We start from the raw sequence: 22,822 nt of genomic DNA on the forward strand, positions 1-22,822 counted from the left end.
TTAAAAATTTACTTTCTCTTACGAGCGTCTGGTTTACCACCTTTATTAAAGGGTTTTCTATCTCCTCTTGGAGAATCTCCACCTTTACCACCACCAGTACCAGATTGTTTTTTATCCATTCCTGCAAGTGGAGAAAGATCTCTCTTTCCATAAACTTCACCTTTCATGATCCATACTTTGATACCCATTCTACCATAAGTAGTGTGAGCTTCAGCCAAAGCATAATCAATGTCTGCTCTGAAAGTTGATAGAGGAATTCTTCCTTCTTTGAATCCTTCTGAACGTGCCATCTCTGCTCCATTCAAACGACCAGAAATCAAAACTTTGATACCTTCAGCGTTCATACGCATAGAAGCAGCAATAGCCATTTTGATCGCACGTCTGTAAGAAATACGGCTTTCGATCTGACGAGCGATGCTTGTCGCCACAAGATAAGCATCTAATTCAGGTCTTTTGATTTCAAAGATGTTGATTTGAACCTCTTTGTCAGTAACTTTCTTAAGTTCCTCTTTTAACTTGTCTACCTCTTGACCACCTTTTCCGATAATGATACCTGGTCTGGCAGTAGTGATAGTAACGGTTACAAGCTTTAAAGTTCTCTCGATGATCACTTTTGATACACTAGCTTTTGATAAACGGGCATGGATATACTTTCTGATTTTGTGATCTTCGGCAAGTTTATCACCGTAATCATTTCCACCATACCAGTTTGAGTCCCATCCTCTGATGATACCAAGTCTATTTCCAATTGGATTTGTCTTTTGTCCCATGCTGCTTAAGAATTGCTTTGTGTGTTATTGATAGCTCCAAGCACGATTGTTACGTGGTTAGAACGTTTTCTTATTCTGTGTGCACGACCTTGTGGAGCTGGACGAAGTCTTTTTAACATCATTCCACCATCTACTCTGATCTCTTTAACAAATAATCCAGCTTCTTCTAAATTACCTTCGCTATTTTTTTGCTCCCAGTTATTGATTGCAGATAATAATAGTTTTTCTAATTTTCTTGAAGCTTCTTTAGAACTGAATCTTAAAATGTTAAGTGCTCTTTCTACCTTCTGACCTCTTACCAAGTCCGCTACTAAGCGCATTTTTCTAGGTGAAGTAGGGCAGTTATTCAATTTTGCGAAAGCGATAGACTTATTAGCCTCTTTTCTCGCATCTGCTGTTTCTCTTTTACGAACTCCCATTGCTTCTTATTTTTTACCTTTATTTTTTGCTCCAGCATGACCTCTAAAAGATCTAGTTGGCGAAAATTCTCCTAATTTGTGACCTACCATGTTTTCTGTTACGTAAACTGGTACAAATTGACGACCGTTATGAACTGCAATAGTTTGTCCAACGAAATCCGGAGTAATCATAGAAGCTCTAGACCAAGTCTTAACTACACTATTTTTACCACTTTCTACGTTTTCCTGAACTTTCTTGTCTAATTTATAATGAACGAAAGGTCCTTTTTTTAATGAACGTGCCATATCTTATTATTTCTTTCTACGTTCTACGATATACTTGTTACTCGGGTTTTTCTTAGAACGAGTTCTGTAACCTTTAGCTGGCAATCCGTTTCTTGAACGTGGGTGCCCTCCAGAAGAACGTCCTTCACCACCTCCCATAGGGTGATCAACTGGGTTCATCGCTACCGGTCTAGTTCTAGGTCTTCTTCCTAACCATCTTGTTCTACCTGCTTTACCAGATACAACCAATTGGTGATCAGAATTAGAAACAGCTCCAATTGTAGCCGAACAAGTTAACAAGATTAATCTTGTTTCACCAGATGGCATTTTAATTGTTGCATATTTTCCGTCTCTTGCCATTAACTGAGCAAAAGTTCCAGCTGAACGAGCGATAACAGCTCCTTGTCCTGGACGTAACTCAATACAAGATATAACAGTTCCAAGAGGAATTCTGCTTAAAGGCAAAGTATTACCAATCTCTGGTTGAGACTCTGGACCAGAAACTAATTTCTGACCAACTTTCAATCCGTTTTGAGCGATAATATAAGTTTTCTCTCCATCAGCATAAGCCAACAAAGCGATAAATGCAGTACGATTCGGATCGTATTCTATTGATTTCACAGTAGCCGGAATTCCGTCTTTAGTTCTTTTGAAATCAATAATACGATATCTCTGCTTGTGACCACCACCCGTATAACGCATGGTCATCTTTCCTTGACTATTTCTACCTCCAGAGTTTTTTATCGGCGCTATCAAAGAGCGTTCCGGCTTATCAGTTGTAATGGCGTCATAACCATTCACAACTCTAAATCGCTGACCTGGGGTAATAGGTTTTAATTTTCTTACTGACATTTTTCTATCTTAGATATTGTTGTAAAAATCAATTGTTTCTCCTTCTTGTACTTGAACAATTGCTTTTTTAATTGCATTTGTCTTTCCACTGATTAAACCACTTTTAGTGTATTTAGTAGATCTATCCGGTCTCACATTCATTGTATTAACCGAAACAATAGTTACACCATAAGCAGCTTCAACAGCTTTCTTAATTTGAACTTTGTTTGCCTTTTTGTCAACAACGAATCCAAAGCGGTTTAGAACTTCACTTTCTTTGGTTACTTTTTCCGTTACTATAGGTCTGATAATGATGCTCATATTCCTATTATTTACTTAAATTTTCTTCAATTAACTCTAAAGAACCTTCCAAAAGCACTAAATTATTAGCGTTTAATATTGCGTAAGTGCTTAATTCTGAGCTAGTTACGACGTTTGAAGCCTTTAAATTACGTGACGACAAATATACATTTTTATTTGACTCACCCAATACAAATAGAGATTTTTTATTTTCTAACCCTAAAGCTTTCAAAACGTTAATGAAATTTTTAGTGTTTGGTACATCAAAATTAAAGTCTTCAAGAACAATAACATTTGACTCTTTTGCTTTGATTGAGAAAGCTGATTTTCTAGCCAATCTTTTTAACCCTTTATTCAATTTAAATGAATAACTTCTTGGCCTTGGTCCAAAAACCGTCCCACCACCTTTAAACAACGGGTTTTTAACACTTCCTGCACGAGCAGTACCTGTACCCTTTTGTTTTTTAATCTTACGCGTACTACCAGTTACTTCAGCTCTTTCTTTAGCTTTGTGAGTACCTTGTCTTTGATTAGCAAGATATTGCTTAACATCAAGATATACAGCATGATTATTTGGTTCAATTGCGAATACTGAATCAGAAAGTTGAACTTTTCTACCAGTATCTTTTCCGTTGAAATCTAATACTTTTACTTCCATTACTTCTGAATGATTACGTAAGAGTTTTTGTGCCCAGGAATACACCCTTTAACAACAAGCAGGTTCTTTTCAGTAACTACTTTTAAAACTCTAAGGTTTTGTACTTTTACATTATCTCCACCCATTCTTCCAGCCATACGCATTCCTTTGAATACTCTAGATGGATAAGAAGAAGCTCCTACAGAACCCGGCGCTCTTAAACGGTTGTGCTGACCATGAGTAGCCTGTCCAACACCACCAAAACCGTGACGTTTAACAACCCCCTGGAAACCTTTACCTTTAGACACACCTTGTACGTCTACAAATTCTCCTTCTTCAAAAATAGAAACATCAATAAGATCTCCTAATTTTTGTTCAGTTGCAAAATCTTGGAATTCAACGACTTTTTTCTTAGCAACAGTTCCAGCTTTTTTAAAGTGCCCTAAAGCAGCTTTAGTAGAATGTTTCTCGTTTTTGTCATCGAAACCAAGTTGCAACGCTTCATACCCGTCAACACCTTTGGTTCTGACTTGGGTAACAACACACGGCCCAGCTTCGATTACTGTACAAGGAATGTTTTTCCCGTTTTCGTCGAAAATACTAGTCATGCCGATTTTTTTACCAATTAACCCAGACATAAATATTAATTATTAATTACTAAAATTCCCTTCAATTTGAAAATAACAGAAATTTTCAAACAGGGAGTGCAAAAGTAGACATTAAAATTGAATATACCAAACAGTTATAAAAATTAAATTGCTCATTATCAAAATCCAAGCATCTAAAACCATCAAAAGAGATTTTATTCAGCAGAAAAATCAAACCGAATTTCCGAAACCACAATCTATTCACACCAAACAATTACTCAACAAATTCAAAACAAAAAAACATCTAAACCTCCTTAAAACAAAGGTTTTTACAAAAATCAATCAAAACTTTAAATCTGTAAAATTCAATTTCAAACAAACAAAAGCAAGAGCATGGGATAAAAAAAAGCGAGACATTTCTATCTCGCTTTTTATATAAAATACAACAAAAAATTATACTTTTATCTCCACTTCTACTCCACTTGGCAATTCAAGTTTCATTAAAGCATCAATAGTTTTAGATGAAGATGAATAAATATCAATCAATCTCTTGTATGACATTACTTCAAATTGCTCTCTCGCTTTTTTATTAACGTGCGGAGAACGCAATACAGTGAAAAGTTTTTTGTGAGTTGGCAACGGAATTGGACCTGTTACAACTGCTCCAGTAGTTTTTACTGTTTTTACGATCTTTTCAGCAGATTTATCTACCAACATGTGATCGTAAGATTTTAGTTTTATTCTGATTTTTTGACTCATTTTCTTAAAATTAAGCGTTACCTTTTGCTTTTTTGATTACCTCTTCTGAAATATTAGAAGGTGTTTCTGCATAGTGAGAGAACTCCATTGTTGAAGTAGCTCTACCAGAAGATAATGTTCTTAATGTCGTTACATAACCAAACATTTCTGATAAAGGCACATCTGCTTTGATAGTTTTAGCACCATTTCTATCACCCATGTCATTAACCTGACCTCTACGACGGTTCAAGTCACCCACGATATCACCCATGTTTTCTTCAGGAGTAATAACTTCGATTTTCATGATTGGCTCAAGAATAACAGCTCCAGCAGCACGTCCAGACTCTTTATAACCCATTCTAGCAGCTAATTCAAAAGAAAGAGCATCAGAATCCACAGGGTGGAAAGACCCGTCTAATAAAGTTACTTTTAAACTATCAACAGCATACCCAGCTAATGGACCTGTTTTCATAGCCTCACGGAAACCTTTTTCAACAGCAGGGATATATTCTTTAGGAACGTTACCACCTTTTACCTCATTAACAAACTGTAATCCTACAGGAACTTTACCATCAACTTCATCAGCAGGCTCGATTCTAAATACGATATCACCGAATTTACCACGACCTCCAGATTGTTTTTTGTAAGTTTCTCTATGTTGAGCAGATTTTGTGAATGCTTCTTTATATTCTACTTGAGGCTCACCTTGGTTCACTTCAACTTTAAATTCACGTTTCATACGATCAACTAAGATATCCAAGTGAAGCTCACCCATACCAGAAATAATAGTTTGACCTGAAGCCTCATCTGTTCTAACTGTAAATGTTGGATCTTCTTCAGCTAATTTAGCTAAAGCCATACCCATTTTATCAACGTCAGCTTTAGTTTTAGGCTCAATAGCAATACCAATTACTGGCTCAGGGAATTTCATAGATTCCAAAATAATTGGATTCTTTTCATCAGATAAAGTATCTCCAGTTTTGATATCTTTAAATCCTACAGCAGCTCCAATATCTCCAGCCTCAATAAATTCGATTGGATTTTGTTTGTTAGCGTGCATTTGGTAAATACGAGAGATTCTCTCTTTGTTACCAGAACGAGTATTTAAAACATAAGAACCAGCATCTAAACGTCCAGAGTAAGCACGGAAGAAAGCTAAACGACCTACGAACGGGTCAGTTGCAATTTTAAATGCTAAAGCAGCAAACGGCTCTTTTACATCTGGTCTACGTAAGATTTTCTTTTGATCTTCTTCTAATAATTCAGCATCATCAGGGTGAATTCCTTCAATACCTTCTTTATCTAATGGAGATGGCAAATATTTACAAACTGCATCCAACATAAATTGAACACCTTTGTTTTTGAAAGAAGAACCAGCAAGCATTGGAATGATTGCCATATCAATAGTCGCAGCTCTTAAAGCGTTGTTGATTTCTTCTTCAGTAATAGAATTCTCATCCTCCATGTACTTATCTAAAAGATTTTCGTCATAAGTCGCAATCTCTTCGATAAGAATAGAACGGTAATGCTTAACGTCATCAACCATATCAGCTGGAATATCAACGATATCAAAAGTAGCTCCTTGAGTTTCATCATGCCATACAATAGCTTGATTTTTCACTAAGTCAACAATACCTTTAAAATCAGCTTCATCACCAATAGGCAAAGTAATTGCAACCGCATTCGATTTCAACATATCTTTAACCTGTCCGCATACAGCTAAAAAGTTAGCACCTTGACGGTCCATTTTATTTACGAATCCCATACGAGGAACTCTATATTGATCAGCAAGTCTCCAGTTAGTCTCTGATTGAGGCTCAACACCGTCAACAGCACTAAATAAGAAAACTAAACCATCAAGTACACGCAAAGAACGGTTTACCTCTACAGTAAAGTCAACGTGTCCAGGAGTATCAATAATATTAAAGTGGTATGGTAATGATTCCGGAAGCACTTTACCTTGTTCAGTTGGAAAATTCCAAGTACAAGTTGTTGCAGCAGAAGTAATAGTAATACCTCTTTCCTGCTCTTGCGCCATCCAGTCCATAGTAGCCGCCCCATCGTGCACCTCACCAATTTTATGTGACTTTCCAGTATAAAAAAGAATACGCTCAGTTGTTGTTGTTTTACCAGCATCAATATGAGCAGCGATTCCGATATTTCTTGTATATTTTAAATCTCTAGCCATTTCTTACGAATTAAAATCTAAAGTGAGAGAATGCTTTATTAGCTTCTGCCATTTTGTGAGTATCCATTCTTTTCTTAACCGCAGCACCTTCTTCTTTAGCAGCAGCTAAACACTCAGAAGCTAAACGTTGTGCCATAGATTTTTCATTTCTTCTTCTAGAATAAAGTATCAACCACTTCATTGCCATAGAAATTTTTCTGTCTGGACGGATCTGCATTGGAATTTGAAATGTAGCTCCACCAACTCTACGGCTACGCACTTCTACGTGAGGCATAACGTTTGTTAAAGCATCTTTCCAGATTTCTAATGAAGTTTTCTCATCATTTTGTTTTTTAGTTTCAATGATGTCAATTGCATCATAAAAAACTTTAAAAGCTGTAGATTTTTTACCATCCCACATTAAGTTGTTTACAAAACGTGTTACCAATTGATCGTTAAACCTTGGATCCGGTAAAAGTGGTCTTTTCTTTGCCGCTCTTTTTCTCATGTCTTTTTCTTAAAAGTTTTTAAATTACTTTTTTGCTTCTTTTGGGCGTTTAGCACCGTACTTAGATCTTCTTTGCGTTCTTCCTGCAACACCTGACGTATCAAGCGCCCCACGAACGATGTGATATCTAACACCTGGTAAATCTTTTACCCTTCCGCCTCTCACTAATACTATCGAGTGCTCTTGTAGATTGTGTCCTTCTCCCGGGATGTAAGCATTCACCTCATTACCATTTGTCAAACGTACACGCGCAACTTTACGCATTGCAGAGTTTGGTTTTTTTGGTGTAGTAGTGTAAACACGCGTACAAACCCCTCTTCTTTGAGGACAAGAATCTAAAGCAACCGATTTACTCTTCTTAGTGATCTGAGTTCTTCCTGTTCTTACTAATTGTTGAATTGTTGGCATAATTAATACTAAAAATTAATATGATATTAAATTCCCGCTTTTTACGGGGTTGCAAATGTATAAAATAAATTCCACTATACAAACGTTAAATCATTAATTTTCAATAAGATTATTTAGGCTTATGATTTTACAAACAAAGAATGGATATTTGCAATACTTTTAATAAATGAAACAATTGCCCTTGAAACAGTTACTACATATAATATATTTTTCTATAATAAGCATTTCTGGTTATGCTCAAAATTTTAATTTAAAAATTAGCGGTACCAACAAAACAGAAAATGCAATTATAGATTCATTAAACTACACCAAAAAACATTCGAATATCAAATCTGTTGTTGATGAATCAATTTCAAACATAGAAAAACTCTACAAAAAAGGATACTTAGACATCAAAAAACTTGAAAATTATAAAGAAAACGACTCTACATACACCTACAAATTCTCACTTGGCAACAAAATAAAACACACCTATATATATATAGGTAGAAATAATTCATTTTTCAACCTATTCAAAACTAAAAATGACACTATAATTATCCCATATGAAGAAACCGAAAGCTATATAAATCAAAAAATAATTGATGCAGAAAAACAAGGCTATGCATTAAGCAGATTAAAATTAGAAAACATCCGTAGAAAGAATTTGATAATTTATGCTGACTTAAATTTTAATTCTGAAAAAAAACGCAATATTAATTCCATTGTAATAAATTACACAAATAACAATCGCAAGGATTATTTTCCCAAAGGACACCTAAAACAACTCAATAAAAAATACCTCAACAAAACTTTTAACCAAAAAATAACCAAAGAACTTTACGATGATATAAATAATTTTGGATTCATAAATCAAACAAAATATCCTGAAATATTATTCACAAATGATTCCACAAAAGTTTATGTATATATTGAAAAAAGAAAAGCAAATACCTTTGACGGATATATTGGATTTTCAAATGATGAAAATAAAAAAGTGAATCTAAACGGATATCTTGACATAACATTACAAAACACTCTTCAGGCAGGTGAACAATTTTCCCTGTATTGGAAAAGCGATGGCAAACAGCAAAAAACCTTTAATACAAAATTAGAAATCCCATATATTTTCAAATCTTCACTTGGCATAAAAGCTCAATTAAACATTTTCAAACAAGACAGCACATTTCAAAACACAAAAACCGGAATTGACTTAGGCTATTATATCAAATACAATTCAAAATTATACTTAGGATATCAGTCAACAGAGTCAAGCGATATTCAAAACACGAACAACACAACGATAAGTGATTTCAAAAACACTTTTATAACTTCAACATTTGATTATACAAAAACAGATGCTGTTAATTATTTGTTATCCAAAAAGGCCAATATTAATTTTATTTTAGGATTTGGCAAAAGAAACACAAACAATCAGCCTGAAACAATTTCTTCCAGCAATCAATTTTACACAAATTTAAATTTCTCTTATAACTTCGAACTAAACGAAAAGAATTTCATTAACATAAATTCACAAAATTTTTATCTTAACAGCAAAAATTATATCATTAATGAATTATTTCGATTTGGAGGAATATATTCCATTAGAGGTTTTTTAGAAAACAGCTTACAGGCAAATTTATTCTCTTCAATTCTTACAGAATACAGATATCTTGTTTCAAAAAATTTATATGTAAATTCAATTCTTGATTATGGAATATATCAAGACTTAACAAGAAATGAAAACAAAACCAAAATAGACAAATTAACAGGAATCGGAGCAGGAACAACTATTTTAACCACTAATGGAATATTAAAGATTAACCTTACAAATAGTCTTGTGAATGGCCAAAATTTAAAATTATATAACACTATCATAAACATATGTTATAATGTTAAATTTTGATATTTACCGAAAAAACATTTTTATTTATTAGGATAGTTAACAAATTATTAAGAGTTTTGCGATACTAATTCAAAATATTTAAAAATGAAACTAAAGTTCAATGGATTTTTAGTGCTTTTATTGGCACTAGTTGCGCAAATCACATTTGCACAAGAAAGAGCTGTTTCCGGAACAGTTTCTGACAATGCAGGAATGCCTCTTCCAGGTGTGAGTGTATTGGTAAAAGGAACAAAAGCAGGAACACAAACAGACTTTGATGGAAAATTCTCTATTAAAGCATCACCAAACCAGGTTTTGGTATTTAGCTACATTGGGATGAAAACTCAGGAGGTAGCTGCAAGTTCAACATCTATTAATGTGAGTTTGAAAGACGATTCTGTAGAACTGGAAGGCGTGGTTGTTACCGCTTTAGGTATCAAAAGATCAGAGAAATCTTTAGGATATGCAGTATCAAAGGTAACATCAGAAGAACTTTCCCGATCAGGTGAACAAAACGTTTTACAAGCTTTAGCCGGAAAAGCTGCGGGTGTACAGGTTATTGGTACAGGGGGTACTCCAGGAGCATCAAGCAAAATTATTATTAGAGGTATTAATACTATTAACAGAAATTCTGACCCGTTAATTGTTGTAGATGGAGTGCCAATTGACAATACTACAAGTCAAACTACCGCAGGAGACAATCCTTTTAACGCGAATCTATCAGGTATCAACAACTCAAACAGAGCTTTAGATATCAATCCTGATGACATTGAAAGCGTATCAGTACTTAAAGGTCCTGCAGCTGCAGCCCTATATGGAGAAAGAGCTGGTAATGGTGTTATCCTTTACACTACAAAAAAAGGTAGAGCCGGTAAAGGTTTAGGAATTGATTTTTCTACTTCAATGGCAATTGATAAAGTAAGTCAATTACCTGCAAGACAAAACAAATATGTACAAGGAGATTTAACAGCTGGAGTGCCAACTTACAGAACCAATACCCCTCAAAGCTGGGGGCCGTCTGCAGAGTCATTAGGAATGCCAATGTATAACAATGTCGACAACTTTTTTCAGGAAGGCATAACTTACACAAATAACATATCCTTTTATGGAGGAGACAACAAAGCAACTTACAGAGCTTCATATGGAAATGTAACCCAAACAGGTATGATTCCAGAAACAGACTTAAAAAGAAATACCCTAAGAGTTGTTGGGGATTTAAAGTTAAGTGATAAATGGAAAACCGGAGGTAGCTTACAATATACTCATACAACTAACACATTAGCTCAAAACGGAAGTAACGTTTCTGGTGTTATGTTAAGTTTACTACGTTCTGTTGGTAGTTATGATTTAAGAAACTACAAAGACGAAGAAGGAAACAACTTGAATTATGTCCCTAACTATGACAACCCTTATTTTACTGTAAATGAAAATCCTGCAACAAGTGATGTAAATCGTGTTTTTGGAAATATGTTCTTGACATATACACCTGGTGATTGGTTATCTTTAACAGCTAAGGCCGGTATTGATACTTATTCAGACTACCGCAAACAAATATTTGCAATTTCATCTAATGGAGATAGTCTTGGTGGAATTGGTGAGGTTGCATTTAACAACATTACCAACAAAGAATTTTATGGTGACTTTATTGCAAGCGGATTATTGCCGTTAAAAACAGAATGGCTAAAAATTAATTATACAGCTGGTCTTAACTTACGTTCATTCCAAAATACTGATGTATTTTCCAGAGGTAAACAGCTTGCTGTAAGAGGAGTTTACAACTTAGGCAATACAACACAGCGATATGCTTCTAATACAGAAGAGAACATTATGTCAAGAGCCTTATTTGGGCAATTAGAATTTGACATTAAAAACCAGCTTTTTGTTACAGGCTCCATTAGAAAAGAATGGTCTTCTACCTACGGAACTAACGCTAATAGTGCAATTTTCCCAGCAGCTTCAGCTTCATGGGTAATAACAAGTTCATTTGATTTACCTGAAGCAGTAAGTTTTGCGAAGCTAACTTACGGATATGGAGAAGTAGGTATCGCACCGGCAACTTACAGAACTATAAGCACCTTTACGTCTCCATTTATGACAGATGGCTTTACCGATGGATTAAGCTTCCCTTATAATAATACAAACGGTATGACAGTTTCCGGCGAATTAGGAAATCAGGACTTAAAACCAGAAAGAGTATTAGGACATGAAGTAGGTTTAAGCACCAAATTTTTTGACAGCCGCTTATCATTTGATATTAATGCTTATTACAAAACATCTAAGGACTTATTAATTGTTTTACCATTACCAGCATCATCCGGATTCACATCAGTATATCAAAATGCTGCTGAATTAACAAACAAAGGACTAGAGGTTGAATTAGGATATGATATTTTTAAGAAAGGAAATGCTTTCCAATGGAATATCAACGCAAACTGGGCTATAAACGTAAATGAGGTAACCGATATTGCTGGTGGCTTAGATGAAATCTCGATTGAAACTGCTTTTGGATCAATCGGTTATTATGCTGTAAAAGGACAACCATTAGGAAGTTTTTACGGAAGAAAATGGGAACGTGATGCTAATGGAAATAAAATTATTGATGCAAACGGTATTCCAGTAATAGCTGACGGCGGAAATGTAGGAAACTTAGGAAATTCTGCCCCAAAATGGACAGGTGGAATCAGAAATACATTTACCTTCAAAAGAGTTACTTTATCAGGATTATTAGATATCAGATACGGAGGAACTGTTTACAATGGAACATTAGCCAGATTGCATAATTTTGGTGTATCTGAAGCATCCGGAGACAGAGAAAGAACTTATATTGTGGATGGAGTTAAAGCTGACGGAACTCCCAATACTACACCAATATCTGCACAGGATTATTTCAGAAAATATCTCGGCGATGGTGGTGGAGCTGAAGAACAGGCTACTACTGATGTTAACTGGATTAGATTACGTGATGTTACTCTAAGCTATGATTTTGATGTAAAAAGATTTACAGCTATCAGTTCAGCACAAATATCATTTACAGGTAGAAACTTATGGTTAAATACCAATTATGAAGGTGTTGACCCTGAAACCAGCTTAACTGGAGCAGGATCAAGAATCAATGGATTAGATTACTTTAATAATCCTGGAAGCAAATCATTCATAATGACTGTTAAAGTAGGTTTTTAAATTTAATATAAAATAAAATGAAAAAATATATAAAAAGTATAATTCTTTCAGCTGTTAGTATTAGCTTACTAACCGGCTGTCAGACTGAATTAGACACCTTTAACGAAAACCCTAATGACCCAACAACCACCACTCCAAGTTTATTATTGGCAGCAATGGAATTATCTACGTTTTCGACACACACTAGTGGACTAATCAGAGTTTCTAGTATTTTTGACCAGCATTTAGCCGGAACAAATATTGGACAATTAGAAGACCCTCAACGCTACGTACTTTCAGAACAAGATGTAAATAATGAATGGAATACGATTTATGGAACCTCATTAATAAGTGGTCATATCTTAAACCGTGATTTTGCAGTTAACTATCCTTATTATAATGGCATTGGCCAGGTATTAACGGCTATTAACTTAGGTTATGCAACTGATGCCTGGGGAGATATCCCTTATGATGAAGCTTTTAGAGCGGCAGAAGGCATCAGAGCACCAAAATACAATACTCAGCAGGAAATCTACCAAAGATTACAAACCATTCTAGATGAAGCTATTGTTAATTTAAAAAAACCAGCTTCCAGTAACCTTTCAGTTCCTGGTAGTGATGATTATATTTTTAATGGAAATACCGCAAAATGGATTAAAATTGCATATGTCTTAAAAGCAAGATTTGCCTTAAGACTAACAGAGGTCGACTCTAATGCAGCACAAAAAGCTTTAGATTTTATTACTGCATCTGGTATAAGTTCAAATGCTGATGATGCTAATACTTTTTTCACTACTAATTCAAACGAATTAAACCAGTGGTATGCCTATAATGTTGAACGTAGAGACTACATGAAAATGGGTAAATACTTTGTAGATTATTTAGTTACAAATAATGACCCTAGATTACCCTTCATGGTCCAAGAAAAATCTGGTACCTATAAAGGAAATGCTCCTGAGGATTACTCTACGACATCATCTTCTTATATAGGAGGTTACTTTAATCCAGGTCTACCAATTACACAAAAAGGCTTCGCTAATCCAGATTGGTCAGTAGGAATAGTAACTTATGCTGAAGCAAAATTTATTGAAGCAGAAGCTAAAGCCAGATTAGGTCAAACTGCTGGCGCACAAACTGCATTACAAGAAGCTGTAACTGCTTCTGTAACGAGAATTACTGGTGTTGCGCCATCAGCCACTTTCTTAGCGAATGCAACTGCTACATTTGATATTGCTAACATTATACAACAAAAATATATTGCTTTATTCTTAACCATGGAGCCATATAATGATTACAGAAGAACTGGTTTTCCAGCTTTGGTGCCTAACCAAAATTCTACTACTAAAACTATTCCTGTAAGATTTCCAACTCCATCGGATGAGAGAACTTCTAATCCAAACGCTACTGTCGTTAGTAACATAACTTCTAAAATTTGGTGGGACGCTAATTAATTATTAGTTTAAAAAACTAAATAAGTAAAACCACTCTGTTCATTCAGAGTGGTTTTTTTTATATAAAACATTATACCTACATTTGCAACATGGAAAAAGAACATCAAATATTTGGAATCAGAGCCATTATAGAAGCCATTCAGGCAGGAAAAGAAGTAGATAAAGTATTCATCCAAAAAGAAATTTCGGGTGAGTTAATGAAAGATTTGATGAAAGTGATGAAACGCGCTAACATTAATTTTTCCTATGTTCCTGTGGAAAAACTAAATCGCTTAACACCAAATAATCATCAGGGAGCTGTTGCTACTATATCCCCTATTGGATTTATAGATCTGGAACATCTTGTTGAATCTACAATTGAATCCGGTGCAAAACCTCTGTTTTTAATATTAGACCAGATTTCCGATGCAAGAAATTTTGGTGCAATTATCAGAACTGCTGAATGTACAGGGGTAAATGGTATTATTGTGCAAAAAGCGGGATCTGCCCCTGTCAACGGAGATACTGTAAAAACTTCTGCGGGAGCAGTTTTCAATGTTCCTATTTGTAAAGTTGAGCATATTAAAGACGCTATATTTTATCTTCAGGGATCAGGAATAAAAACGGTAGCTGCAACTGAAAAAACAGAACAAAATATTTATGATTTAGAATTGAACGAACCTGTAGCTATTATCATGGGATCTGAAGACAGAGGAATTAACCCTTCCGTTTTAAAAATTGTAGATGAAAAAGCAAAACTTCCCATGTTTGGTTCTATTGGTTCATTGAATGTTTCTGTTGCCTGTGGAGCTTTCTTATATGAAGCTGTTCGCCAGAGAAACTAAAAAGTTTAATTTTATATCCAAAAGAACATAACACCTCAATTGAGGTGTTTTTTGTTAACTAAGATTCGGTATTCAACGATTTAAATAGAACTTATCATAAATAAAAACTAATTATTACAAACTTTTGTCTTCTGCTTTTGGTTTGGTCATAATATAATTAACAGGAATATCAGAATTAAAATAAGATAATATTATTTCAGACTCTGCTTCCGGAACTTCTGTATTTATAAAGTTTCCATTTTCATCGAAATGCTTCATAAAGGGGTCCTGAGCAGGATCAAAATCAGGTCTTTGCCAGTCGTAAACAATTGGTTTTGCATATTGAGGAACTTTATAAAGTAAAGACATACTAAATCCGGTTATAAAACCTGCCAAATGTCCCTCCCAGGAAATATTCTGATCAACATCTGGAAAAACATACCAAATCATTCCTCCATAAAGTAAAACTACTGCGAATGATAATGCTACTAAACGATAATATCGGGTCTGAATACCTTTAAAAAATATAAAACTTACCAAAACATAAATTAATCCACTAGCCCCGATGTGATAATTTTCACGACCTATAAACCAAGTAATTAAACCCGAAAACAGAATTCCATAACCAATGACCCCTAAAGCTTGTTTGGGATAAAAAAACTGTAATGCCGGGAATAATACAATAAGCGGAATCGAGTTATTATAGAGATGATTTAAATTTTCATGAATAAACGGACTGAATACTACACCCTGCAAACCTGAGAAATCCCGTGGATAAATTCCGTTTTGATAAAAATCGAAATCAAAACGAATCTGAACCCAATAGATAATCCACAGAAAAAGGATAAAAAAAGCCGGAAGTCCAACTAATGAGTTAGTAAACTTAAAATGGTTATCGCTCATGTTTTTAAAATCAAATACTACTTTTATCATCAAAAAACTATCCAATTACAATTTACTGATAATTTGTCAGCAAAACAGAAATATCCCGGACCACGATTAATAGCCCTGATGGAAGCGGCATCCTTTTTTGGCTTTTTCTGCCAAAAAAGATATAGCGGACAGCAGGAATTAGCTCCTAAAAAAATAGAATTAAAATTGAAACTCGTAATTTTACAAAATGGAAGCACCTTTAGCAGAACGCATTCGCCCACAGAAATTAGAAGACTATATTAGTCAAAGTCATTTGGTTGGACCAAACGGATCCTTAACGCAGCAAATTTCGAAAGGAATTATTCCTTCAATTATTTTTTGGGGCCCTCCAGGAACTGGAAAAACAACTCTTGCGCAGATTATTGCTCAGGAATCCAAAAGACCTTTTTATGTACTGAGCGCTATAAACTCGGGAGTTAAGGACATTAGAGACGTCATCGAAAAAGCAAAACAAAGCGGTGGTCTTTTTACTGCTAAGAATCCGATTTTATTTATTGATGAGATTCATCGTTTTAGCAAATCGCAACAGGATTCCCTTTTAGCTGCTGTTGAAAAAGGGTGGATTACATTAATTGGAGCCACTACAGAAAACCCAAGTTTTGAGGTTATTCCTGCATTATTATCACGTTGTCAGGTCTATATTCTAAATGCTTTTACAAAAGATGATCTGGAAGCTTTGTTGCATCGGGCTATGAAAGCAGACTCTTATCTTGCATCAAAAAAAATAATTTTAAAAGAAACTGAGGCAGTATTAAGACTTTCTGGCGGAGATGGACGAAAATTACTCAATATTTTTGAACTAGTTATAAATGCTACATCTGGTGATGAAATAACAATCACAAACGACCGTGTTCTTGAACTCGTCCAACAGAATACTGTTTTGTATGACAAAACCGGAGAACAACACTATGACATTGTTTCTGCTTTTATAAAATCAATAAGGGGAAGCGATCCTAATGGAGCTGTATATTGGCTTGCCAGAATGATCGAAGGCGGAGAAGATGTAAAGTTTATCGCCCGAAGAATGCTTATTTTATCAAGTGAAGACATTGGGAATGCGAATCCTACGGCTTTTATTATGGCAAACAACACGTTTCAGGCTGTTTCTACTATTGGTTACCCAGAAAGCCGGATTATATTAAGCCAATGCGCTATTTATCTGGCTACTTCGCCTAAAAGCAATGCGTCTTATATGGCGATTGGAAATGCACAGCAATTAGTAAAGCAAACAGGTGATCTTCCTGTTCCGATTCACTTACGCAATGCACCAACAAAATTGATGAAAGAATTAGGCTATGGCGAAGATTATAAATACTCACATGACTATGCCAATAATTTCGCCGAACAGGAATTTTTACCGGATGCTATAAAAGAAACGGTTCTTTACAATCCGGGAAGCAATTCAAGAGAGAACAGCAACCGCGAATTTTTAAAGAACCGCTGGAAAGATAAATATGGCTATTAAAACCAAAATGATATTTAAAATTTAACTGAAACTTTCTCAGAAACCAATTTGTCGTCTTTATAATATTCAAAAAACCACTGATTGTCTTTTGCATTTAAGGTTCCCTGAACGCCATCTTTAATTGCTATAAAAGAATCCGGACGTGAAGTTTTCATTAATTTCATTACTACTTTTGGCGTTTTATCAATTAACTGAAAACCTGTTTCTGTAGGCTGAGCATATAATAAATTAGGATCAGAAATATCCGCTTCAGGTGCTGCAGCATTTGTAGTTACCGGAACTGTTGATGTTGTCACAACAGCTGTAGGTAAAATAGCCGAAGCTGCACCGGTTTTACCATTATATTTATACTGCAATTTATATATCGAAGTAAAAGCTAAATCAAGGCTTTCTCTGTATGCTGTTTCGTATTCTTTCTCTTTACTTCTACCTATTTCAGAGGTATATACTACTTTTCCATAACAGTCTTTTAACTCTACAAAAAGTTTTGTAACCAAAAAAGCATTGTCTCGTTTTACATCTGCATATAGTAAATCGCATCGGTTCATCAATTCAGCCGGAAGCTGATCATTTTCATAATAGGCATTAAATCCTGCCTTTGCGAAATTTGCTTTTGTCATTGTAGAAAGCCTGTACGGATTTATCCCTTTTGCAAAATCAAATTTTATCGGTACAATTACTGCTTTAAAATCATTTACAGATTGAGAAAAACCAATTAGGGACGTGAATAAAATAAGCAATAGAAATTTAATTTTCATAATTATAAATATTTTTTGAGTTCTAATAAATTATTTATTTGTTTAATATTTTCAGGTGCTGCAATTTTTTTATCATTAAAAAAAATTGCATCCAAACCTGCATTCAAAGCGCCATTTACGTCAGCATCGAGGCAGTCACCAATCATGATGCAATTTTCTTTTGAAGCCTTCGCCAGATTAACAGCATAATCAAAGATAATACTATTTGGCTTTTTTACACCAGCCAAATCTGAATTTGTAATAGTACTAAAATAACCTGAAAGGGCTGCATTATTTATTTTTTTATCCTGAACTCCGGCAAAACCATTCGTTATAATATGCAACTTATATTTTGGTTTCAGGTATTCTAAAATTTCAATTGTTCCTTCAAAAAGATGATTATTATCTGTTAAAAATTCAATATAATCATTTGCAATCTGATTAATATCATCATCTGAAATAACAAAATCCAAAGCATCAAAGGAGTGCTTCAGTCTGTTATAACGTAATTCCTGATGCGTAATTTTATCGTTCTGATATAATTTCCAGCAAGCCTGATTTACAGGAATGTACTTTTGGATAAAATCCTGACAGGAAATTTCAGGAAATTTACTTAGAAAAATTCGATTAAAGGCTAATTCTGAATTTCTGTCAAAGTCCCAAAGTGTATGGTCCAGATCAAAAAAAACATCGGTAATATTTTTATTCATAACTCATAAAATTCCTTCATCTGCAAAACTATAATATTTTGTTTCAGTTATAATAAGATGATCCAAAACTTTAACATCTAAGCTATCTCCAGCTTGTTTTATTTTTTTAGTGATCTGCTTATCTGCATCACTCGGTGTTAACCCACCGGAAGGATGATTGTGGCATAAAATCAAGCCTGTTGCACCATTTTCTAAAGCTACCTTAAATACTAAGCGCACATCTACAATAGTTCCGGAAATACCACCTTTGCTTAATTGCGATTTCAAAATCACTTTATTGGAATTATTCAGAAAAAGCACCCAAAATTCTTCGTGTGGAAGTTCACCAATAATAGGCTGCATGATTTCAAAAACAATTTTACTGGATGTAATTTTTGTTAATTCTACAGTGTCCTCGGCTCTTCGGCGTCTTCCTAATTCCAGAGCTGCAATAATTGCAATAGCCTTTGCCTCCCCTATTCCTTTAAAATTCGTAAGCTGACCCAAAGACATTTTTCCCAATGAATTTAAAGTATCAACGCTAGCCAAAATTCTTTTACTCAAATCAACTGCCGACTCGTTTCGGCTACCGGAACCGATTAAAATGGCAATTAATTCGGCATCGCTCAAAGCATTTTTGCCTTTCAGCATTAATTTTTCGCGGGGACGGTCGTCTTCTGACCAGTTTGTAATAGGAAAATGTGCTACTTCCATTGGCGTATATTTAAATAATGTTTTTGCTCATACAAATACTGTTTGTCAGGCCTATATAAGGTTCATAATTTTCAATTATTTCGAAACCCATTTTTTGATACAGATTTATTGCTTCCAACTGCTTATATAAAGTCTCTAAAATCAGCATTTTAAAACCCTGCTCTATTGCTTTACTTTCGACTTCCTTAATAATTTGCTGCGCTATTCCCAGCCCTCTTACCTCAGGCAAAACAAACATTCTTTTCAATTCGGCAGCAGTTTCACTATACTTTTTGAAACAGCCACAACCTACTGGTCGATCATTTAAATAGAGAATAACCACATTTGGATTGAATTCAATTACATTATTACCCCAATAATCCGTTTTTAATTCCGGATAGCGCTCCCATAAAAAAGTATCGAAAGTGTTGTATAAAAATATGAAATCAGGATTTTCGCTTGTTGTGTGGACAACTTTATTTTTTTTGAGCATATAATTGTAATCAATGTTTTCAAAAATAAGAAAAATCATTCATTAAAAACAATTTGTTATTTTGATTATTCTTAATTTTAAAACAAAAAAAGATGAAAACCATTTCTACAGTTATAATATTGTTTTCTATTTTTTCCTGTAATCAAAAAGAAAACAACAGCTTAGCCTTTCTTAAGACAAATCAAACTACCGCAAAAACTTTTGAGGAAAAACTTTCAGAAGCAGCAATATCTATAATTGATCCATCGATAGATTATGATCCGGCCTATTTTGCAATAGCATATCCAAATGGTGATGTACCCAGTAACAAAGGTGTTTGTACAGATGTTGTTATTCGTGTCTATCGAAAATTAGATATTGATTTGCAAAAAGAGGTCCATGAAGACATGAAAGCTAATTTTAATCTTTATCCAAATTTAAAAAAATGGGGAATGACTAAAACCGATACCAATATCGACCATCGGAGAGTTCCGAACCTGGAAGTTTTTTTTGAAAGAAAAGGAACAAAATTACCTGTTACTGAAAATGGAAAAGATTATAAAACTGGTGAAATAGTTACATGGATGATCAATAACAAACTCCCACATATCGGAATCGTTACCAGCAAAAAATCAGCTGATGGAGAGCGAAATCTAATTGTTCATAATGTTGGAGGCGGACAGGTTTTAGAAGATTGTTTGTTTGAATATAAAATTGTCGGACATTTTAAATATGAAAATTAGAGAATGAGATAATGTGCCAGTGAGGCAATTTTAAATTACAGTAAAAAAAAAGCCGATTGTACACAACAATCGGCAAATTATCTAATTTTCAAATTGACTAATTATCTAATTAATTCTTTTACTTCATCAAAATTTAATCCGCCGTAGTTTCCTGAACTCATTAAAAGCAAAGCAGAATTATCCAGATTTAAGTTGAATAAATATTCTTTGAATTCGGTTGGATTGGTATAAATAATTAAATCTTCTCTATTGAATGAAGTTGCGATCTGCTCATAAGTTACTTCTTCCAATTGCTTGATTTTTACTGCATCCGGTGAATAAAATACAACTGCAACATCAGCATATTCTAAAGCGCCTTCATATTCTTTTAAAAATTCAGCATTTAAACTACTGTATGTGTGTAATTCCAAACAAGCTACTAAATTCCGGTTTGGATATTGCTCTTTTACCGCTTTGGTAGTTGCAACCACTTTACTTGGTGAATGTGCAAAATCTTTGTAAGCTACTTTTCCTTTTCCTTCTGCAATTTTTTCCAATCGTTTTGAAGCACCTTTAAAGCTTGCAATTGCTTCGTAGAAGTCGGCTTCATCCACACCCATGTTCTGGCAGATCCATTTGGCTCCGGCTAAATTATTCAGGTTATGTGCGCCAAAAACTTCGATTGGCATATCGCCTTCCGGGGTTTCTAAAAGTGTTACACCATCATTTACAGTATAATTTGGCGTATGGTAAGGTAATTTTCTAATTGGGTTTGTTGCTGCTTCTGAAACACGTTTTACTTCAGGGTCATTTTCGTTGTAAACCAGGATCCCTCCATTTGTAATTTTAGCAATAAAAATTTCAAATTGTTCGACGTAATTTTCATACGTTGGAAAAACATTGATATGATCCCAGGCAATTCCTGAAATCAGGGCAATATTTGGCTGATATAAGTGAAACTTCGGACGACGGTCTATTGGTGAAGACAAATATTCATCTCCTTCCAAAACCATAAAATCGTTTTCTTCTGTTAGATGCACCATGGTATCAAAACCTTCCAGTTGCGCACCAACCATATAATCAACTGCTACATTATGATAATGCATGACGTGCAAAATCATCGAAGTAATGGTTGTTTTTCCATGAGAACCACCAATTACAACGCGGGTTTTATTTTTTGATTGTTCGTATAAAAATTCCGGGTACGAATAAATTTTTAAACCTAATTCCTGTGCTTTCAGCAATTCGGGATTATCTGCTTTTGCATGCATTCCTAAAATAACTGCTTCAATATCTGAGGTTATTTTTTCAGGAAACCAACCCATTTCTGCAGGAAGGATTCCTTTTTTTTCCAGTCTTGATTTTGAAGGTTCAAAAATAGCATCATCGCTTCCTGTAACCTGATATCCTTTGTTATGTAATGCTAATGCTAAATTGTGCATGGCGCTTCCGCCTATGGCGATGAAATGTGTTTTCATTTAAAATTTCAATTTTTAAGTTCTAAATCCCCGATAATCTTAGAATTTAGTATGTGCTATTTGATTATTTTGAGTCAAATTTTCGCTTTAATTCCTGAGCTTTTTTAGGCTCTTTTAATTTGTTCAAATATAAATTATATAATTTTTGAAATGTAACTTTTGAATTGCCAATTTCATGTGCTTTTTTATAATTTTTTTCTGCCGAATCGTATCTTTTAAAATACTCATCAATTCTGCCTTTAGACAGATAACCATCAACGGGTGATAATTTCGCCAGTTCGTTAGAATATTTCAGGGCTTTCGATTCACTTCCGCCAACTATTCCGGGCAATTGCAAATACAATTCGATCAACGCCCAGCGTGCTGGAAGATGTTTTGGATCTAAGGCTATCGCTTTTTCAAATGAAGATTTCATGTCATCTACCATTCCGAATGCCTTAATTTTATTCACTTGTAATGCACGCATTCCTAAAGATCCTCCATACTTATAAAAATAATCTGCTTCTGTTGGTTTTAACTGTTTTAGCTTTTTATAATATAAAGCTGTTTTTTCCCATTGTTTTTCTTCTGCAGAAATATCGGCCAAACGTTCCAGAGTCTTAATATCATTGGGATAATGTTTTAAATTCTTTTCAAAGACAGCTTCAGCTTCTTTATATTTTTTGGCATGAAATAACTTTTCCCCCTTTTCAAAATTGGATTGTGACCATAAAAGAAATGGCATCAA

General features: G+C 34.5%; 24 protein-coding genes. 6 read left to right on the forward strand and 18 right to left on the reverse strand.

Annotated elements, in window-relative coordinates; translation table 11 throughout:
• Window positions 1–8: 8 nt before the first annotated feature.
• From rpsC to rpsL, 11 genes are all read right to left on the reverse strand, one after another.
• On the reverse strand, window positions 9–770 hold the full coding sequence (rpsC, locus tag GXM16_RS08700; protein ID WP_007803635.1) for a 30S ribosomal protein S3: 762 nt from the start codon (window positions 768–770) through the stop codon (window positions 9–11).
• Window positions 771–775: 5 nt separating this feature from the next.
• Window positions 776–1,189: a 50S ribosomal protein L22 gene (rplV, locus tag GXM16_RS08705; protein ID WP_007803631.1), complete on the reverse strand. Its 414-nt coding sequence runs from the start codon at window positions 1,187–1,189 to the stop codon at window positions 776–778.
• A 6-nt stretch (window positions 1,190–1,195) separates the two neighbouring features.
• On the reverse strand, window positions 1,196–1,474 hold the full coding sequence (gene rpsS, locus GXM16_RS08710; protein ID WP_012022488.1) for a 30S ribosomal protein S19: 279 nt from the start codon (window positions 1,472–1,474) through the stop codon (window positions 1,196–1,198).
• A 6-nt stretch (window positions 1,475–1,480) separates the two neighbouring features.
• A complete protein-coding gene (rplB, locus tag GXM16_RS08715) occupies window positions 1,481–2,305 on the reverse strand; it encodes a 50S ribosomal protein L2 (RefSeq protein WP_008464287.1) in 825 nt (274 codons plus the stop codon).
• Window positions 2,306–2,314: 9 nt separating this feature from the next.
• Window positions 2,315–2,605 (reverse strand): 50S ribosomal protein L23, encoded by a 291-nt coding sequence (gene rplW, locus GXM16_RS08720; protein WP_012022489.1) that lies wholly within the window; start codon window positions 2,603–2,605, stop codon window positions 2,315–2,317.
• A 7-nt stretch (window positions 2,606–2,612) separates the two neighbouring features.
• Complete coding sequence (gene rplD / locus GXM16_RS08725) at window positions 2,613–3,242, reverse strand: 50S ribosomal protein L4 (protein ID WP_163393987.1); 630 nt, start codon at window positions 3,240–3,242, stop codon at window positions 2,613–2,615.
• Complete coding sequence (rplC, locus tag GXM16_RS08730) at window positions 3,242–3,859, reverse strand: 50S ribosomal protein L3 (protein ID WP_163393988.1); 618 nt, start codon at window positions 3,857–3,859, stop codon at window positions 3,242–3,244. Before rplC ends, rplD begins: the two co-directional genes overlap by 1 nt.
• Window positions 3,860–4,261: 402 nt before the next feature.
• Window positions 4,262–4,567, reverse strand: coding sequence for a 30S ribosomal protein S10 (gene rpsJ / locus GXM16_RS08735; RefSeq protein ID WP_007803605.1), 306 nt, complete (start codon window positions 4,565–4,567; stop codon window positions 4,262–4,264).
• A gap of 10 nt (window positions 4,568–4,577) precedes the next feature.
• Window positions 4,578–6,734 (reverse strand): elongation factor G, encoded by a 2,157-nt coding sequence (gene fusA / locus GXM16_RS08740; protein WP_163393989.1) that lies wholly within the window; start codon window positions 6,732–6,734, stop codon window positions 4,578–4,580.
• A gap of 10 nt (window positions 6,735–6,744) precedes the next feature.
• A complete protein-coding gene (gene rpsG / locus GXM16_RS08745; protein ID WP_026727879.1) occupies window positions 6,745–7,221 on the reverse strand; it encodes a 30S ribosomal protein S7 in 477 nt (158 codons plus the stop codon).
• Window positions 7,222–7,245: 24 nt separating this feature from the next.
• A complete protein-coding gene (gene rpsL / locus GXM16_RS08750; RefSeq protein ID WP_007136570.1) occupies window positions 7,246–7,629 on the reverse strand; it encodes a 30S ribosomal protein S12 in 384 nt (127 codons plus the stop codon).
• Between the two features lie 181 nt (window positions 7,630–7,810).
• Here rpsL and GXM16_RS08755 point away from each other — a divergent pair, with 181 nt between their 5' ends.
• From GXM16_RS08755 to rlmB, 4 genes are all read left to right on the forward strand, one after another.
• Window positions 7,811–9,514 (forward strand): BamA/TamA family outer membrane protein, encoded by a 1,704-nt coding sequence (locus GXM16_RS08755; protein ID WP_229684279.1) that lies wholly within the window; start codon window positions 7,811–7,813, stop codon window positions 9,512–9,514.
• Between the two features lie 84 nt (window positions 9,515–9,598).
• A complete protein-coding gene (locus tag GXM16_RS08760; protein WP_163393991.1) occupies window positions 9,599–12,673 on the forward strand; it encodes a SusC/RagA family TonB-linked outer membrane protein in 3,075 nt (1,024 codons plus the stop codon).
• Window positions 12,674–12,690: 17 nt separating this feature from the next.
• Window positions 12,691–14,103: a SusD/RagB family nutrient-binding outer membrane lipoprotein gene (locus GXM16_RS08765; RefSeq protein ID WP_163393992.1), complete on the forward strand. Its 1,413-nt coding sequence runs from the start codon at window positions 12,691–12,693 to the stop codon at window positions 14,101–14,103.
• An 89-nt stretch (window positions 14,104–14,192) separates the two neighbouring features.
• A complete protein-coding gene (gene rlmB / locus GXM16_RS08770) occupies window positions 14,193–14,927 on the forward strand; it encodes a 23S rRNA (guanosine(2251)-2'-O)-methyltransferase RlmB (protein WP_163393993.1) in 735 nt (244 codons plus the stop codon).
• Window positions 14,928–15,041: 114 nt separating this feature from the next.
• Here the strand turns inward: rlmB and GXM16_RS08775 are convergent, their stop codons facing one another.
• Complete coding sequence (locus GXM16_RS08775; protein WP_163393994.1) at window positions 15,042–15,809, reverse strand: rhomboid family intramembrane serine protease; 768 nt, start codon at window positions 15,807–15,809, stop codon at window positions 15,042–15,044.
• Window positions 15,810–16,026: 217 nt separating this feature from the next.
• Here GXM16_RS08775 and GXM16_RS08780 point away from each other — a divergent pair, with 217 nt between their 5' ends.
• Complete coding sequence (locus GXM16_RS08780) at window positions 16,027–17,304, forward strand: replication-associated recombination protein A (RefSeq protein ID WP_163393995.1); 1,278 nt, start codon at window positions 16,027–16,029, stop codon at window positions 17,302–17,304.
• Window positions 17,305–17,318: 14 nt separating this feature from the next.
• On the opposite strand, the gene GXM16_RS08785 is transcribed toward GXM16_RS08780, so the two are convergent.
• Genes GXM16_RS08785 through GXM16_RS08800 form a run of 4 tightly spaced genes read right to left on the reverse strand, consistent with a single transcriptional unit; the run spans window position 17,319 to window position 19,955 of the window.
• The gene (locus tag GXM16_RS08785) at window positions 17,319–18,062 is read right to left on the reverse strand and encodes a hypothetical protein (protein ID WP_163393996.1); all 744 of its coding nucleotides are present in this window, start codon (window positions 18,060–18,062) and stop codon (window positions 17,319–17,321) included.
• 2 nt (window positions 18,063–18,064) lie between these two features.
• Window positions 18,065–18,751 (reverse strand): YjjG family noncanonical pyrimidine nucleotidase, encoded by a 687-nt coding sequence (locus tag GXM16_RS08790; RefSeq protein WP_163393997.1) that lies wholly within the window; start codon window positions 18,749–18,751, stop codon window positions 18,065–18,067.
• A 3-nt stretch (window positions 18,752–18,754) separates the two neighbouring features.
• Complete coding sequence (gene radC / locus GXM16_RS08795; RefSeq protein ID WP_163393998.1) at window positions 18,755–19,444, reverse strand: RadC family protein; 690 nt, start codon at window positions 19,442–19,444, stop codon at window positions 18,755–18,757.
• Between the two features lie 10 nt (window positions 19,445–19,454).
• Window positions 19,455–19,955 carry a GNAT family N-acetyltransferase gene (locus GXM16_RS08800; protein ID WP_229684278.1) on the reverse strand — a complete coding sequence of 167 codons (501 nt, stop codon included), beginning with the start codon at window positions 19,953–19,955 and terminating at the stop codon, window positions 19,455–19,457.
• A gap of 53 nt (window positions 19,956–20,008) precedes the next feature.
• Between GXM16_RS08800 and GXM16_RS08805 the strand changes: the two genes are divergently transcribed.
• Window positions 20,009–20,638: a DUF1287 domain-containing protein gene (locus tag GXM16_RS08805; protein ID WP_163393999.1), complete on the forward strand. Its 630-nt coding sequence runs from the start codon at window positions 20,009–20,011 to the stop codon at window positions 20,636–20,638.
• A gap of 101 nt (window positions 20,639–20,739) precedes the next feature.
• On the opposite strand, the gene GXM16_RS08810 is transcribed toward GXM16_RS08805, so the two are convergent.
• Both GXM16_RS08810 and GXM16_RS08815 read right to left on the reverse strand, forming a co-directional pair.
• Window positions 20,740–22,095 (reverse strand): UDP-N-acetylmuramate--L-alanine ligase, encoded by a 1,356-nt coding sequence (locus tag GXM16_RS08810; protein WP_163394000.1) that lies wholly within the window; start codon window positions 22,093–22,095, stop codon window positions 20,740–20,742.
• A gap of 64 nt (window positions 22,096–22,159) precedes the next feature.
• Window positions 22,160–22,819: a tetratricopeptide repeat protein gene (locus GXM16_RS08815; RefSeq protein ID WP_229684276.1), complete on the reverse strand. Its 660-nt coding sequence runs from the start codon at window positions 22,817–22,819 to the stop codon at window positions 22,160–22,162.
• Window positions 22,820–22,822: the final 3 nt, after the last annotated feature.

The sequence above is a fragment of the Flavobacterium limi genome, assembly GCF_010645075.1.
GTDB classification, from domain to species: Bacteria; Bacteroidota; Bacteroidia; order Flavobacteriales; family Flavobacteriaceae; genus Flavobacterium; species Flavobacterium limi.

What these genes read in the sequence shown, in the direction of transcription:
- GXM16_RS08805 (WP_163393999.1), top strand. Translation starts at nt 20,009, where the DNA reads ATGAAAACCATTTCTACAGTTATAATATTGTTTTCTATTTTTTCCTGT.
- rpsL (WP_007136570.1), bottom strand. Translation starts at nt 7,629, where the DNA reads ATGCCAACAATTCAACAATTAGTAAGAACAGGAAGAACTCAGATCACT.
- GXM16_RS08790 (WP_163393997.1), bottom strand. Translation starts at nt 18,751, where the DNA reads ATGAATAAAAATATTACCGATGTTTTTTTTGATCTGGACCATACACTT.
- GXM16_RS08765 (WP_163393992.1), top strand. Translation starts at nt 12,691, where the DNA reads ATGAAAAAATATATAAAAAGTATAATTCTTTCAGCTGTTAGTATTAGC.
- rplW (WP_012022489.1), bottom strand. Translation starts at nt 2,605, where the DNA reads ATGAGCATCATTATCAGACCTATAGTAACGGAAAAAGTAACCAAAGAA.
- rpsJ (WP_007803605.1), bottom strand. Translation starts at nt 4,567, where the DNA reads ATGAGTCAAAAAATCAGAATAAAACTAAAATCTTACGATCACATGTTG.
- rplC (WP_163393988.1), bottom strand. Translation starts at nt 3,859, where the DNA reads ATGTCTGGGTTAATTGGTAAAAAAATCGGCATGACTAGTATTTTCGAC.
- GXM16_RS08800 (WP_229684278.1), bottom strand. Translation starts at nt 19,955, where the DNA reads ATGATTTTTCTTATTTTTGAAAACATTGATTACAATTATATGCTCAAA.
- GXM16_RS08785 (WP_163393996.1), bottom strand. Translation starts at nt 18,062, where the DNA reads ATGAAAATTAAATTTCTATTGCTTATTTTATTCACGTCCCTAATTGGT.
- rpsC (WP_007803635.1), bottom strand. Translation starts at nt 770, where the DNA reads ATGGGACAAAAGACAAATCCAATTGGAAATAGACTTGGTATCATCAGA.
- GXM16_RS08760 (WP_163393991.1), top strand. Translation starts at nt 9,599, where the DNA reads ATGAAACTAAAGTTCAATGGATTTTTAGTGCTTTTATTGGCACTAGTT.
- GXM16_RS08810 (WP_163394000.1), bottom strand. Translation starts at nt 22,095, where the DNA reads ATGAAAACACATTTCATCGCCATAGGCGGAAGCGCCATGCACAATTTA.
- GXM16_RS08815 (WP_229684276.1), bottom strand. Translation starts at nt 22,819, where the DNA reads ATGCCATTTCTTTTATGGTCACAATCCAATTTTGAAAAGGGGGAAAAG.
- rpsS (WP_012022488.1), bottom strand. Translation starts at nt 1,474, where the DNA reads ATGGCACGTTCATTAAAAAAAGGACCTTTCGTTCATTATAAATTAGAC.
- rplV (WP_007803631.1), bottom strand. Translation starts at nt 1,189, where the DNA reads ATGGGAGTTCGTAAAAGAGAAACAGCAGATGCGAGAAAAGAGGCTAAT.
- GXM16_RS08780 (WP_163393995.1), top strand. Translation starts at nt 16,027, where the DNA reads ATGGAAGCACCTTTAGCAGAACGCATTCGCCCACAGAAATTAGAAGAC.
- GXM16_RS08775 (WP_163393994.1), bottom strand. Translation starts at nt 15,809, where the DNA reads ATGAGCGATAACCATTTTAAGTTTACTAACTCATTAGTTGGACTTCCG.
- radC (WP_163393998.1), bottom strand. Translation starts at nt 19,444, where the DNA reads ATGGAAGTAGCACATTTTCCTATTACAAACTGGTCAGAAGACGACCGT.
- rplD (WP_163393987.1), bottom strand. Translation starts at nt 3,242, where the DNA reads ATGGAAGTAAAAGTATTAGATTTCAACGGAAAAGATACTGGTAGAAAA.
- fusA (WP_163393989.1), bottom strand. Translation starts at nt 6,734, where the DNA reads ATGGCTAGAGATTTAAAATATACAAGAAATATCGGAATCGCTGCTCAT.
- rlmB (WP_163393993.1), top strand. Translation starts at nt 14,193, where the DNA reads ATGGAAAAAGAACATCAAATATTTGGAATCAGAGCCATTATAGAAGCC.
- rpsG (WP_026727879.1), bottom strand. Translation starts at nt 7,221, where the DNA reads ATGAGAAAAAGAGCGGCAAAGAAAAGACCACTTTTACCGGATCCAAGG.
- rplB (WP_008464287.1), bottom strand. Translation starts at nt 2,305, where the DNA reads ATGTCAGTAAGAAAATTAAAACCTATTACCCCAGGTCAGCGATTTAGA.